Source organism: Haliscomenobacter sp. (assembly GCF_965225875.1).
GTDB lineage: Bacteria > Bacteroidota > Bacteroidia > Chitinophagales > Saprospiraceae > Haliscomenobacter.
In genome coordinates this window covers 390341-405260 of record NZ_CBDDBS010000001.1, presented here as the reverse complement: position 1 = coordinate 405260, position 14920 = coordinate 390341, and the positions used below count along the sequence as shown (strand labels likewise).

At 48.5% G+C, this 14920-nt stretch carries 10 protein-coding genes; 1 reads left to right on the top strand and 9 read right to left on the bottom strand.

Annotated elements, in window-relative coordinates:
• Positions 1–68: 68 nt before the first annotated feature.
• From ACO08K_RS01555 to ACO08K_RS01545, 3 genes are all read right to left on the bottom strand, one after another.
• The gene (locus ACO08K_RS01555) at positions 69–1523 is read right to left on the bottom strand and encodes an MBL fold metallo-hydrolase (RefSeq protein ID WP_421794626.1); all 1455 of its coding nucleotides are present in this window, start codon (positions 1521–1523) and stop codon (positions 69–71) included.
• A 443-nt stretch (positions 1524–1966) separates the two neighbouring features.
• A complete protein-coding gene (locus tag ACO08K_RS01550) occupies positions 1967–4375 on the bottom strand; it encodes a TonB-dependent receptor (RefSeq protein WP_421794625.1) in 2409 nt (802 codons plus the stop codon).
• Between the two features lie 150 nt (positions 4376–4525).
• The gene (locus ACO08K_RS01545) at positions 4526–4993 is read right to left on the bottom strand and encodes a hypothetical protein (RefSeq protein ID WP_421794624.1); all 468 of its coding nucleotides are present in this window, start codon (positions 4991–4993) and stop codon (positions 4526–4528) included.
• A gap of 341 nt (positions 4994–5334) precedes the next feature.
• Between ACO08K_RS01545 and ACO08K_RS01540 the strand changes: the two genes are divergently transcribed.
• Positions 5335–8850: a hypothetical protein gene (locus ACO08K_RS01540; protein ID WP_421794623.1), complete on the top strand. Its 3516-nt coding sequence runs from the start codon at positions 5335–5337 to the stop codon at positions 8848–8850.
• Positions 8851–8855: 5 nt separating this feature from the next.
• Here the strand turns inward: ACO08K_RS01540 and ACO08K_RS01535 are convergent, their stop codons facing one another.
• From ACO08K_RS01535 to ACO08K_RS01510, 6 genes are all read right to left on the bottom strand, one after another.
• Positions 8856–9506 carry a hypothetical protein gene (locus tag ACO08K_RS01535; RefSeq protein ID WP_421794622.1) on the bottom strand — a complete coding sequence of 217 codons (651 nt, stop codon included), beginning with the start codon at positions 9504–9506 and terminating at the stop codon, positions 8856–8858.
• Between the two features lie 40 nt (positions 9507–9546).
• On the bottom strand, positions 9547–10083 hold the full coding sequence (locus tag ACO08K_RS01530; RefSeq protein WP_421794621.1) for a XisI protein: 537 nt from the start codon (positions 10081–10083) through the stop codon (positions 9547–9549).
• Between the two features lie 23 nt (positions 10084–10106).
• Positions 10107–10634, bottom strand: a complete 528-nt coding sequence (locus ACO08K_RS01525; RefSeq protein WP_421794620.1) for a GNAT family N-acetyltransferase — start codon at positions 10632–10634, stop codon at positions 10107–10109.
• 26 nt (positions 10635–10660) lie between these two features.
• The gene (kdgD, locus tag ACO08K_RS01520) at positions 10661–11584 is read right to left on the bottom strand and encodes a 5-dehydro-4-deoxyglucarate dehydratase (RefSeq protein WP_421794619.1); all 924 of its coding nucleotides are present in this window, start codon (positions 11582–11584) and stop codon (positions 10661–10663) included.
• A gap of 125 nt (positions 11585–11709) precedes the next feature.
• Positions 11710–13245 carry a galactarate dehydratase gene (gene garD / locus ACO08K_RS01515; protein ID WP_421794618.1) on the bottom strand — a complete coding sequence of 512 codons (1536 nt, stop codon included), beginning with the start codon at positions 13243–13245 and terminating at the stop codon, positions 11710–11712.
• Between the two features lie 9 nt (positions 13246–13254).
• Positions 13255–14691: a GntP family permease gene (locus ACO08K_RS01510; RefSeq protein ID WP_421794617.1), complete on the bottom strand. Its 1437-nt coding sequence runs from the start codon at positions 14689–14691 to the stop codon at positions 13255–13257.
• Between the last annotated feature and the right edge of the window lie 229 nt (positions 14692–14920).

Sequence of the window (14920 nt, the reverse complement as noted above, 5' to 3'; positions counted from 1 at the left end):
GAGTGATGAATTGTTTGAAGCATTGCATTGACAATTCATCACTCATCATTTATCACTCATCATTCAAATTATATCGCATTCGCAATCGCCTCATCAATCACATCCTGCGGAATACTGGTTGGGCAGGCGAAATCGGTTTTGGCGATGTTCGCTTCGGCTTCGATGGCTTTCCAGCCGCCTTTGATGTCGACGAGGTGTTCAAAACCACGCGCACGCAGGATGGAGGCAAAAACCATGGAGCGGTAACCTCCGCCACAATGCAGGTAATAAGTATCCTGCGGATTCAACCGGTGCATGTTGTTGTTGATGTAATCCAGCGGAATGTTTTCGGCAACCAAAGCGTGTTGGGAAATGAACTCGGTGGGTTTGCGTACATCCAACAGATGTTCAACCTGATCCGCTTCCATCCTTTTGGCCAATTCAGCTGCATCAATGGATTCAATCGTATCCAGTTCTTTACCCGCAGCTTTCCAGGCTTCGATGCCGCCTTTGAGGTAGCCGAGGGTATTGTCGTAACCAACCCGAGCCAGACGGGTAACTACCTCTTCTTCGCGGCCTTCGGGGGTGACCAGCACAATCGCCTGCTTCAAATCGGGGATCAGTGCGCCTACCCATGGAGCAAAGCTGCCATCGATGCCGATGAAAATGGAATTGGGAATAAAACCGTCCTTGAATACCTGTTCATTGCGCACATCCAATACCAGCGCTCCTTCGGCTTCCACCACCATTTCCAGTTCATCCGGGCTGAGCGGGGTTGCGCCACGTTCCAGCACCTCATCGATGCTGTCGTAGCCCGACTTGTTCATTTTGGCATTTTTGGCAAAATATTGGGGCGGCGGCGTCAAACCTGCAGTAACCTCGCGGATGAATTCCTCCTTACTCATGTCTGCCCGCAAGGCGTAGTTGTTTTGCTTTTGGCGGCCCAGGGTATCCCAGGTCTCTTTACTCATGTTTTTGCCACAAGCCGAACCTGCACCGTGCCCAGGATAAACGATGACCTCATCAGAAAGGGTCATGATTTTTTCCCGCAAACTATCGTACAACCAACCAGCCAGATCTTCCTGGGTAACTTCACCGGATTTTTGAGCAAGGTCGGGGCGACCTACATCCCCAATGAATAAGGTATCTCCTGTAAAAATGGCAAAGTCTTTACCGTCCTCATCCTTTAATAAATAGGTGGTGCTTTCAGGCGTGTGGCCAGGGGTATGCAATACCTTAAAACTTACCTTACCCAATCGTAACACTTCACCGTCTTTGGCCTGGTGAATGTCAAAAGTTGTATGGGCAGTAGGGCCGTATACAATGGTTGCGCCGGTTTTTTCGGCAAGGTCAATGTGCCCCGAAACGAAGTCCGCATGGAAATGTGTTTCGAAGATGTATTTGAGCTTGCTACCGTTTTCAGCTAATTTTTCCAGGTAAGGTTTGGTTTCCCGCAATGGATCAATGATGACCGCTTCGCCCTCACTTTCGATATAATATGCTGCCTCGGCCAGGCAACCTGTATAGATTTGCTCTACTTTCATAGTGTAGTGACTTTAGAGAATGATGCAAAAATATGAAAGTCTGTTCATGTATTCCTGTAACAATGCTAACTTTCTTTAGGTTGAACGAACAAGACGGGTACAAAAGTAGAGGGTGAAAAAGAGTGGAACAGTGATCTAGTTCACATTGGGCCATTTTGTAGGCTTGAAAATAGGAATCATCCTGAGTTTTGGTTTCAGTTAAGCACTTAGAATCACGGAGTGATTCAATCTTGAATAGCCGCGGTCGTCCGCGGTAAAATGAACAGCGGAATGCACCACAACCGCGGTAGCGGTTGAACAAACTGAGGCGAAATTCAACCGCTGCCGCGGTTGCTAAATCGCTCAAAACACCTAAATCCACGGACGACCGCGGCTATTCAAGATTCAACCGCTGCCGCGGTTGGGCTTTCAAAACTCAGGATGATTCCTTTCTCAATCAAAAACTACAACTTGTAATTCACCCGAATACCGCCAAAGAAGTTGGCCTCTCTGGGGCCAGGCAGGTATGCATCTGGCAATTGGTTCAAAAACACCATCTGGTAGTACTGTTCTCCAGTGATGTTGTTCATGCCAAAATACAGATCCAGGCCAATTTTTTGCCCCAAGTCATGCTGATAACCCAACTTGGCATTGATCAAACGGTAAGGCTTGGTCTTGTTCAAGTTGTCCGAAGTATAGTACATCGGGTCGCGGTAAGACAGGGTCATATTGGCGTACAAACCTGGTTTGGTCTGGAAATCAAAGCCCAGGTTAAAGGTCACCGGCGGAACTCCGGCTACAATTTTGTTGCTGAAATCCACTTCGGTCACCGACTTCCGGTCTCCACTTAACTGTTGGTATTTAAAATCACCATATTGGAAATCCGAGAGAGTGAGGTTCAGAAAAGGGCTTAAGGATTGTACAAACCCGGTTTTGCTGGAAATCGCCACGCCACGCAAGGCAATCTCGATACCCCGGTTGTTCTGTTTGCCACCATTGGCAACATACACATAAGAAGTGGCCGTATTTTGGGCATTGGGCACCGCCACTGTGGTCATTTTGTCGGAGAAAACGGCTGAAAATGCGGCAATCTGGTAACTCAATCGATCATTCCAAAGGGAGCCTTTGCTGCCAATCTCAAATTGAGTACCGATTTCAGGTTTAAGCCCACGTACCACCTGTCCCGTAACCGGGATGAAAAAATAGGAACTAACCGGTGCTTTGTAGCCCTTGCTGTAAGCCACATACAGCGATACTTGTTTGGACAATACCTTGTTCAGCGCTAGCCGGGGCGAGAACAGATTCCCGTATTCCGCTTTGTACAAAGATGGTTTGTGCGTTCCGTTCGGGTTGCGTGGGTTGTTGTTGCTGGCTACAAAAAAGCGGTCATTCAACTCGATACCCATCACGCTGTAACCCAAGCCCGCGGTCAAAGAAAACTCAGCCGGCAGTGAGAGCGTCCATTCCGAAAAAGCCGAAAGGGTTCTGGAAATGGCGTATTGATTGCTGCGCAAAGTGCCAATGATGTTGTATCCAGTCAGGTTGAAACTATCCACTACCATGGGATAACCCAGGGTTTGGGCATTTTGAACCTGTCCTTCTATTCCAGTTACTCCGGAAAGGGAAATCCTTTCACCTAGGTAAAATTTGGTATCAAAGCTAGAGCGGATGCCATAATTGACCGAAGATTTGTCGGTCCAACCACCAGCTGAGCTCACGTTACTAATCAAACCCGTGCCAAACAGGGTAGTGGTGTTGGCTACCTGCTGGTTGAATTGATAAGTGTGGCTTACTCCAGTTCTAAAAGAGATGACATTGGAGTGGGCATCGTTTTTGATGTAATTGGGGTTGCCGGAATAATCGAAACTCTCGTATTGCTGCTTGGTCAATTCACCGTTGCGTTGGTCATAACTGTTGCTGAACCCAAAATAAGTGGTGATGCTTTGTTTCTCATTTGGATGGAATTCACCCAGCAGGTTCACAAAGTCCTTGTGCGAAGCGGTATGCTTCATGAATCCATCAAAAGTTTGACGCCCATAAGTGGCCAGGTACGAAGCGCGCTCCTTGCCAATTTGCAGGCGGGTAGTGTAACGCCGCAAACCATAACTGCCCAGGGTCGCCTCCTGACTGATGGAGCTTTGCCCAGGAGTTGGTTTGATCGTATTCAGGTTAACCACCCCCGCAATAGCCAAACCGTACAAGGAGCCCGCAGGCCCTTTGAGCACTTCCACATTGCCAATGGAACCAAAATCCAGGTCATCCATCAGGGTGATCCCTTCCGCATCGGTGATCGGAATGCCATTGAGGTAAACCTTGGAGCCCTGACCGTCGAAGTTGCTGTTGATGCCATTGGTTCCTCGGGCGCCATTGCCGTAGCCGCGGATGTTGAATTGTTGCCCCGCCGAAAAAGTCCTACGCTCCATAAACACGCCGGGAATATTGACATTGACGGCATCATCGAGGAACAGCCCTGTACTGCGTTTGATCTCCGTTTCGCCCAATTTGGCGATGGAAAGCGGCTGATACAACACCGATTTATTCAAACTTGAGGTGGCGGTAATTTCAACGGTATTCAGGTTTTTGGGAACAGGAATGAGATAGAGCTCTAAAACTGAACCACAGTCTGCTTTTTGGAACAGTGCTTCGTAACCAACAAAGGAAATAGTCAGTTCTAGGGCATTGCCATTGCAAGTAACTGTGAAACTCCCCACCTGGTCACTTACCGTGCCACCATCGCCTTTGACTGTTACATTGGCTCCCTCCAGTGGCAGTTTGGAAATTGCATCAAAAATTCTCCCGCTGATTTCTCGGGATTGGCCAAATACAGCAGCACTGCACCACAATAGGATACAGAGTAATACAATATTTTTCATGATCAATTGACTTTAGGAAAATAAACCATAGCGTGCTTCACCCTACACCACTTGTATAAGGCAAAATCACCACCAGGCATAAATAAACAGACCCAGCACAATTCAAATGAATGAACTGTACAGCTTAGGCCATAAAAATGAAATGGAAAATTAAGCGCGGATACCCTCAGCATTGGTTGAAGGCAAGCGCTGGGCAAGAAAATACTCGGGCGGTGGTGAGATTTTGTTCAGATGGGGTGACCCATAAAAATGTGGATCATACCAGCATTGCTGAATTTTGATGTTCCAATGATTTACCCATAAATTTTCGCCAGGGTGAATTTCCGGCGGGAATAAGTGAATTAATTGAACTTTGGAGAGTTTAAAATGCCCTTTGGGATGATGGTGTTTTTTGATAAAATGATCCAGATCGGCAAACAGCGCCGTTTCTTTATGATCGGCAATACAATGGTAGACTGTAGTAGTAGAGTCAACGATGACTTTTTCCATGACATCAAACATGACCCCATGGTAACTGAATTCCCGTTGATGCTGCCAATTGATGAGCCTGGAATTTTCCGGAGTAACCGTTACGGTGTAAGTTTCTTTGCCGGAATGGTATAAGACATAGTTTTGCATTTCCCGGGCAATTCTATGGTGCAGAATCGCGAACTTCAAAAACGGACCAACGCTATTGAAGATGAAAACTGCTGATAGAAATATTGCCCCTAGTTTTTTCACGCGAATCATTTAGTCCCGGGAAGATAGTGCAAATCTTAAATTTTTCAGCGGAAAAAGTAAGGAGTAAGAACGATAAGGTAGCCAATAATTAGCCTGAATTTTTCAGAAACAAGTGCCTTTTCTTGAAAAACAACAGACAATACTTGTTAAGTCTACCCTATGCTTTACTCAAGAAAGCAGCATCTTCAAACCAAATCCTGTCTATATTGCGTTAGAGACTGCGAAATTGCTTATGTTTCATGAGGGAGGGGAGCATTATTCTGAGCCTGATGGTATTTGTTGTGCTGAGTGCATTGCCCGCTCATGCACAGCAATCGCCCCAAAGCAATTGGCGCAGGATTCAGCTTTTGCAATGCAAAAACGATCGCCCACTCGACACCCTGCTCATTTTACCCCACAACGTTCAAATTCGCGAAAAAAACACCCAGCGCTTACTGGACACATCCTGGTATCGGGTACAATTTAATTTGTTGATCTGGCGAGTGGATACGGTACTGTTGAATCCGCCCTTTGAAATGACTTACCGCGTTTTGCCCGCCTCACTTTCCCAAAGTTTCCGTTTGTTGGACACCAGCAAGCTGCGGCAACCCAGCATCCTCGGTGGCACCCGCATCGCCATCCGCAACGAAGGCCCCTTGGTTGATTTTCGCCAATTGAACTACAGCGGCAACTTTTCCCGTGGCGTCTCCCTCGGCAACCGCCAGGATTTGGTGCTCAACTCCAACTTTAACCTACAACTGGCGGGCGATCTGGGTGACGGCGTGCAAATCCTCGCCGCCATTTCCGACGAAAGTATCCCTATCCAACCCGAGGGCAATACCGTTCAGCTCCAGGAGCTCGACCGCGTATTTGTGCAGCTGCGCAAAAAAGATACCCAGCTCACCGCCGGCGATTACGAAATCAATCGCCCGGACAGTTATTTTATGAACTATTACAAAAAACTGCAAGGGGCAACTTTTGGGCAAAAACAAAAACTGGGTGAAAAAAGCAGCCTGCAAAACAGCGCCAGCATCGCCGTATCCCGTGGTAAATTTGCCCGCAACATCATCACTTCCAGCGAAGGCAACCAAGGCCCTTACAAACTGCGCGGCCCCAACAATGAACGTTTCATTATCGTGCTATCCGGCACCGAAAAAATCTGGCTCAACGGTCAACGCATGCAACGTGGGCAAGACCAGGACTACATCGTGGACTACAACCGGGGCGAAATCACCTTCACCTCCCGCCACCTGATCAGCCGAGAGAGCCGCATCATTGCCGAGTTTGAATACGCCGATCAGAACTACCTGCGCACCCTGGTGGCAGCAGGGGTGCAATACCAGGCTCCAACTTTGCGGGCTTATGTCAATTTGTACCAAGAGCAAGACAGCCGTAGTTCCACTGGCGGGCTTTCCATTGGCGAGTCAGAGCGGATGGCTCTGCAACTGGCTGGGGATGATCCAGCCAAGGCCGTAGCTTCAGGTTTGCGCGAGCAGACCGAATTTGTAGCCAGTCGGGTCTTTTACGAGTTGCGGGATACCCTTTTGGCTTGCGGGCAACGCGACTCTGTCCTCGTTTTTAGCAACAATCCGCAAAAAGCCAAGTTTACCGCCAGCTTCTCCTACCTGGGGCCGAATCAGGGAAACTATCAACTGGCACCCGCCCAAACGGCCAATGAACGGGTTTACATCTGGGTGCCACCCGATCCCATCACCTGTGCGCCTATGGGCGAGTATGCCCCGGTGATCGCGCTGAGTACGCCCCAAAAACAACGGATGGTGACGGTAGGCCAAAACTGGACACCCAATCAAAACACCAGTTTACAAACCGAAGTGGCGCTCTCACAATACGACCGCAACCGCTTTTCTACCCTCGATCAGCAGGACGACGCGGGCTGGGCGGCTTTTACGCAGTTTAAACAACGGCTATTGTTGGGGAAAAAAACGGCAGCACCAGAGATGAACCTGCGCCTGAGTTACGAGGCGGTGCAACGCAATTTCCGCAGTTTGAACCCTTACCGCAACCCCGAATTTTTGCGCGATTGGAGTTTGGCCGACTTCCAGGGGCAGGGCACCGTGACTGCGGCCAATGAGCAAGTTGCCCGGGCGGAATGGAACTTGAGTAAAACCGGAGTAGGGGCGTTAAATTATGGCTTCAGCACTTTTTTGCGGGAAAAACAATACCAGGGCACCCGGCACGAACTAAGCGGTGAAAGCAGCTGGAAAGGTTGGCAACTCAAAGGATTCGCCAGTAGCCTGCAAGCCGATGCCAATGGGGAAGAACGCCGCTTTTTTCGCCCACAGTTGAGTGTGGACAAAACCTTCAAAAAACTAAAAAACTGGTCTTTCGGCTGGGCCGCCGAGGGGGAACAAAACGATCGTTTTGCCCCAGCCCAGGATTCTTTGACGGGTAGTAGCTTCCGCTTTTTTAGCCAGCGTTTTTACCTCAAAAGTCCCGAAAGCCGCAAGTGGGAAGGTGGTCTGGAATACGTGAACCGGCAGGATACCCGCCCCATCGAGGGCATTTATCAGCCGCTCAGCAAAGCCAGTGAATGGCGCTGGAACAGCAAACTGCAACTGAAACAAGCCTTTGGCCTCAATGGAAACCTGACCTATCGGCAACTGGAAACTTTTCAAAGCCAGTCGAATGCCAATACGGGCAATACCCTGCTGGGCAGGATTGATGTGAACGCAGCTTTGTGGAAAGGCCTGGCGCGGGCGAATACAACCTACGAATTGGGCTCAGGTCAGGAACCCCGCCTCGAATTCACCTACATTCGGGTAGCGCCCGGCGAAGGTTTGTACATTTGGCAAGACTCCTTGTACAATAGCGACGGGGTGATCCAGCCCAACGAAATGGAAATTTCACCCTTCCCCGATCAGGCCAACTACATCCGGGTAGCCACCATCACGGATCAGTACATCCGCAACAACTACGTGAACTGGAACCAAAGCATCAACATCGACCCTCGGGCGCGTTGGTTCAATGCCAAAACGGGCATAAAAAGTTACCTCAAAACCCTGGCCTTACAATCTTCCTGGCGCATCAGCCGCAAGGTGCAAGATCGGGAGCAGGGTTTCAACTGGAACCCCCTGGCGCTCAACCTGAGTGACACCAACCTCGTGGCCGCAAGTGCCAATGGCCGCCACATCCTGTTCATCAACCGCGCCAGCCCTAAATGGGAAATCCAGATCGGTAATACCGATACACGCAGCAAACTGGTGCAGACTACTGGTTTTGAAAGCCGCGCCCTGCAGGAGCATTTCATCCAGGGCCGCTGGAACCTCAACAAGGTGCTCAGCCTTAAGCTTAACGTGGCCCGCGGCCTGCGCAGCGCCGACTCGGAGTCTTTCAACAACAAGGATTACCGCCTGCAATTCCAAAAATACGAACCCCAACTGACCTGGCAACCCGCCGCCGATTTCCGGAGCATTTTCCAATACCGTTACCAAAGGGACCAAAATACCCTGGAGCAAACGCCCATTGGGGCCCAGCAGCACGACCTGAGTGCGGATTTTACTTACTCCAAAGCGAGCAAATCGGCGCTGCGAGGCAAGGTTTCCTGGGTGAACATCGATTTTCAAGGCATGGCTAATTCCCCGACGGGTTTTGCGATTTTGAATGGTTTGCAGCCAGGCACGAATTGGTTGTGGAATGTGAGCCTGGATCGGCAAATCGCGAAGAATTTGCAGTTGCGGTTTAGTTATGAGGGTCGGAAAACGGGGGAGAGTCGGGTCGTGAATGTGGGGAGGGTGCAGGTTGGGGCGGTGTTTTGAAGTGATTATGATATTTTTCGCCTCTTGTCAATCAAATCTTTAAATTCATTGGTTATTTGCAGCCTATTATTACTACCCTTCCATGTTATTTTGGGGACAAAAATTGCATCAATCGCATAATGGACTAAATTGCTAAGGGTCATTCCACTTGAGTTAGAAAACTTGCTTCTAAAAAAATCAAAATTTTCTTTTACGGCCAATAGGGCTTCTTCAAATTGTGTAATTGTAACTGCATATTGGGTCAAAATTTTTGATAAATCACCCCTTTCTATTAGAATATCGCCAAAATATTTTTCAATTAAAATTGCGATCTTTTTTTCAGTATCAGGTGGAAAATCAAAAGGTTCAATAATTTCAATACTCCCTTTAGAAGATATCTTCTGCTGAGGTAAGGATTCATTTAACTGCTCTTCTATTTCATCTATAAATTCGAGTGTTTTTAGTACCGCTCGGTTTATCCCTACGCTATCATTTTGCAAATTCAACATTTCTGCATTATAGTTTCTTTGATAAGAGAAGCAATTAAGGAGAATGGCATTTCGCAGCTTTTTGTCACCAATTATTTTTGATAAATTTTTAAGTTCATCAAATGCTTTATCAATTTTTCCAGTCGCAATTAAATCTCGGATGTTTTCTAGATTTTTATTTTTTTCCATTATTTTTTATTTATTTCAAATCAGGGCTGATTCTTAGGTTTCACGCCACAGCGTATCCACTTCCCGCCCTCAACTCAGGCTCCTGTAAACCCAATACAATATCCTCCTTAGGTATTCCTCTTTCAACCAATTCTTTAGCAATCAGCACGGCAGTGCGATTTTCCTGAAGCCAAACTTTACCATCTTTGAGCTCCAAGTGGAAGATGACGTAAAACTGATAATCATCTTTTCTCCATCCTAAATTCAACAGTTGATAATGCCCTCCATTGCTGTCAACAATGACTTTGGCCTCAAGACCATCGCGCTGTTGGTTGTACATCTTGGCGTTTTCGACAATTATGGCTTCGTACATGCTTTCATTTGGAGAGGAATCACCTCCTTTGGCAATAATCGCTAAGTGCCTTTGCCGCTCTTGCTCATCCATCACTCTAACAAACGGCGAAATAACTTTTAGCCCAATCCTCTGTGCCAAAAGCAGCAACAATTGCAAATCATCAGCTTTTTCTATTTCAAAAGTTATTCTTTGCATAAATGTAGAATATTGAACTTTTAAAATTAAGGCAAAAAAAGAAGACATGCAATTTTTGGTTTATTTGCCCACTACTTTTCCCACTCCTTAACCATATCCCAATTCCCACCCTCATATTCAAATCCCCCTAAAACCCGAAACCCCATTTTTTCATAAAAGCGCAACGCAGCTGCATTACTGGCCTGTACGCCGCCCCACAAAATCACCCGCCGAATTCCACGCACTTGTAGTTCAGTCTGGATAAAATTGAAAAGCTGGCCGCCGAGGCCCTGGCCTTGCCAGTCGTCGGCTACGGAGGGAGCAAAGGTGCAATCCGTATGTTGGCTGAGACTCAATCCATAAGCTTCCAGACGCGGGCGATCATGTTCCAGGTACCCACGTTTGACCGGAGCGTAGGCCACAATCGCTCCAGTTTCGGCTGATTTGGCCAAAAAGCCCCAAACTTCAAATGGATTGGAGTAAAAACGCAGAATAGCCGCCTCGTCAAAAGGATGCGGGCCAAACCTTTTGCGGGTAGCCGGACTCAGTCGCTGCAAATAATCCAGCAAAAGGGGCAAATCCGAGGACTGAAAATAGCCAAATGAGACTTGTGCTTGCATGGCCACAAGATACCACAAGTGCTATTTTAGCTCAACAATGCCAGGCCATTTTTGATCAATTTTTCCAATTCAGCCATTTCCTGAGTAGTTGGCATCACGAGTGGGGCCCTTACCTGACCAGCGCTCCGCCCTACAATTTGAGCACCCGCCTTGATCAAACTCACCGCATAGCCATTCTTTTTGTTGCGCAGTTGTACAAAAGGGATGAAGAAGGTTTGCAGGATTTTTTCCACCATTGCCTTGTTGCCCGCCCGCAGACTTTTGTAAAAATGATTGGCCAGTTCGGGTACAAAATTGAACACTGCCGAAGAATAAGTATTCACCCCAACCGATAAATACGCCTCCGAAATGATCTCCGCCGTGGGTGCGCCACCGATATACGACAGGCGATCACCAACCGTACGAATGATCATGTTCAGGTCTTGCATGTTGCTGGTGCCATCCTTGAGGCCGATGAGGTTGGGGCAAGCTTCGGCCAATCGGGCGACGTGCTCGGCTTGCAGGACGCCATTGCCACGGTTGTAATAGATAACGGGCAGGCTGGTTTGTTGCAGGATGGCTTTGGCGTAGTTGACCACGCCTTCGGCTGGGCATTCGGTGAGGTAGGGGGGAAAGAGCAAGAGGGCGTCGATCCCTGCTTTTTCGGCCATTTTTGCACAGGCTACTGCGTCGGGAATGCTGCGGCCGGCGCCAGCGATAACCGGGGTGGTACCTTGTACTGTGCTTGCTGCTACTTCAACCAATTCCTGATATTCAGCAGAAGACAAGGAAAAAAACTCCCCCGTGCCACCTGCTACAAATACGCTGGAAACGCCGTGCGAGACGAACCAACTCAGTCTTTCTGCGTAGGTGTCGGCCTTGAAGGCTCCTTGTTCATCCATGTCGGTGATGGGGAAGGAGAGGAGGCCGTCTTCTAACGCCGATTTAATTTTATCCAGTGAGAGTGCCATGTGTTTTTGAACTTGTTGAGTAAAAGGAAGAGTATTTTTTTCTTCACCACCTAAGAAACCTTAGGCACCTAAGTTATCACCTTAGGAAGGTTTATGTTTAAGGTTGTTCAGTTCGAAAAATTATTTTACGTCAATGGCCCTGGATTGAACAAGACCAACTCATTGTGAATTCCCAATTTATCACAAGCCACCTGGGTCCGGCCACTGGCCACCTCCAAAATCAGGTGGAATAACTCCCAGCCCATCTCCTCTATACTTTTTTCACCAAAAGCAATCGGCCCTGCATCAAAATCAATCAGGTCAAACCAACGATTGCCCAGCTTGGAGTTGGAACTTACCTTGATGACGGGCACCATCGACAGGCCGTAGGGCGTACCCCGCCCGGTGATGAACACGTGCAAGTTCATCCCAGCAGCCAGTTGCAAGGTGCCACACACAAAATCACTGGCTGGAGTGGCAGCAAAATTAAGGCCCTTGCGGCGGATTTTTTCACCAGGTTTCAGTACATCGACGATGGGGCTACGACCCGATTTGGCAATTGATCCCAGAGCCTTTTCTACCACATTGCTCAATCCGCCCAGTTTATTTCCCGGGGTGGGATTGGCACTGCGATCGGCCTGAGCCAGGGCCAGGTAGTCGTCGTACCAACGCATTTCTTCCAACAGGGCTTGAGCCACACCCGCATCAGTGGCACGAGCAGCCAGGAGATGGCAGGCGTCGCGTACTTCGGTCACCTCTGAGAACAGAACCGTTCCTCCAGCGCGTACAATCAGGTCTGCGGCAAAACCAGCCGCGGGATTCCCGGTTAGACCCGAAAAAGCATCACTACCCCCGCATTGCATACCTACCACCAAGTCCGAAGCAGGGCAAATTTCCCGTTGGCGACGGTTCAGTTTTTGCAAATGGACTTCTGCCATTTCCATGATGCCTTCCACCATGTCTGCAAATCCATGAAAAGCTTCGTCTTGCAAGTACAAGATGTGCCCTTGCCCCGAATCGCTGGTTTCTGCCATCAATCGTTCCGGGCGCAATTTCTCGCAACCCAAACCAATCATCATCACTTCCCCACCAAAATTGGGGTTGTGCAGGATGTTTTGCAAGGTACGAATGGGCACCATCGCCGCCGGAGCATCAATCGCTATGCCACAACCGTAACTGTGGTTGAGCGCCACCACCTCGTCTACATTGGGGTACTTGGGCAACAATTCTTGGCGGATTTTTTTCTCGATGTACTGAGCAAGTCCACCTACACATTGCACACTGGTAGCAATGGCGAGTACGTTTTTGGAGCCTACGCTACCATCAGGATTTTTATACCCTTGAAAGGTGTAGCCCTCCAGTGGTTCTGGATTGGCTTTGGGGCTGATATCGAGCGAAATGTCCTCCAGCCGGGGCGCTTGTGGGAGCAACATCCGGGTATGGTCTACCCATTCCCCGGCTTGGATGTTGGTGCCTGCCAGGCCGATGGTTTCACCATATCGGATGATGGCTGCGCCAGCTGGAATGTCGCTCAGGGCAACTTTGTGACCCATTGGGACAGCCTGTTTCAACAACACTCCATTGGACAATAAGGCTCCTTTGGGCAAACCTTCCAGATTGGGTACGATCCCTACATTGTCCAGGGGAGTAGTTTGAATGACCGTATAAATGGTTTCGTTCATCAGGAATGATTAAACCATGGGAAACAAGCGGGCAAGAATCATAACAGAAATTAGACCCGCAAAACCCATCACCGTAAGTAGATATGAAAAATGCTGGATGCTTTCCTTATTGGTCATGCCACTCATTTTGGAGATGATCCAAAAGCCGCTGTCGTTCATCCAAGGGAAAATTTTGGAACCACAACCGATGACGATGGCCAAATAAACTGGGTGGAAAGAGTAAGCATGTTCACCGCCAAATCCGTTGACAATTCCAATGGTGGTCACCATTGCTACGGTAGCCGAGCCTTGTGCCGTTCGGATCACTGCCGTGAGGAAAAAAGCCAGGGGCAAAATGGCAGATTGGGCGTTCCCAGTAAAATCAGTCAGGCGCATGCCAATATTGGTTTGTTGTAACATTTGGCCAAATGCACCGCCCGCACAGGTGATCAAAATGATCATCCCGGCGCTCATCAGCGATTCCTGTATTTGTTGGTTGAATTGTTCCACATTTTTCAGCCTGCTCCACAACAAATACATGGCAATCAGGGCGGCAATGAATAAGGCAATATTGCTGTCACCCACTATGTTCAACAATTGAACCAGTTGAACTTGAAAGGGAGATAAACCATCCAGCTTGGAGTCCAGAAACATCTCCAGGAATGACTTTCCGGTAATCAACAAAATGGGCAGTACAATCGGCAGCAAGGACAACCAGAGCGAGGGTAAATCTTCCTGTTTTTTATCGGCAATTTCTTTCAACTCCTCAATGCTGATGTCGGGCGTATCACGCATGGGTAGATCCCAGCGTCGATTGGCCCAAAGGGCATACAAAAAACCTGCGAAGCTGGTAAAGAGCCCAAAAATGATCCCTACCACCATCATCAAGCCCATGTCGATACCCATTTCTTTGGCCACAAACAAAGGGCCGGGGGTGGGCGGTACCAGGGAATGCGCCATTACGCCCCCTGCAATCACCACCATCAGGTAAAGACTGTATTTGCGCGGGTTACGGATACTCATGGATTTGACCAGCGGAATCATGAGGTAAAAAACGGTGTCAAAAAACACGGGAATGGCCAGGGTGAAACTTCCGGTTAAAAAAGCCAGCGAGGCATTCTTTTTACCAACCAAATTCAACAAACTTCGGATGATGCGTTCCGCACCTCCACTGCGCATCAAGGCTACCCCAATAATGGATCCCAGCGCAATTAAAATGCTGATTTTGCCAGCGGTACTGCCAAAGGCTTCGGCAATACGTTCACCCAGGGCTTGACTGGCGAGGGCTTCGGCTTTTTCGGGTGACAAACCCTTGTTCGTAGCGTAATTGTAAATGTGTTCCTTGGCGGTTAATAAACTGGTTACTATGGCAGCAAAAAGAAGGGCGACAACCGCATTGAGGCGCAGGGCAATGATGCAAAACAAAACCAGTCCGATGCCGAGGAGGACAATAATGATTGGATCCATGTGTTGATTTTAGGCACTATACCCCACGCGGGATGATCAGGTGATTTTTGTCTCTTTCTTTTTTCGCCCTGCCGCGTTGCAAATGCTCGCCGTAGCTTTGGCTACGTCTGCGCTTTGCGCCTCGCAGGTCAAAAAAATAAATTCGCCAAAATTTCACCTGCCCACCCCGCGTGGGGTATGGTAGAGAAGATGGAATTTCCAATAAAAAAACTATCTTCTCACCAGTAGT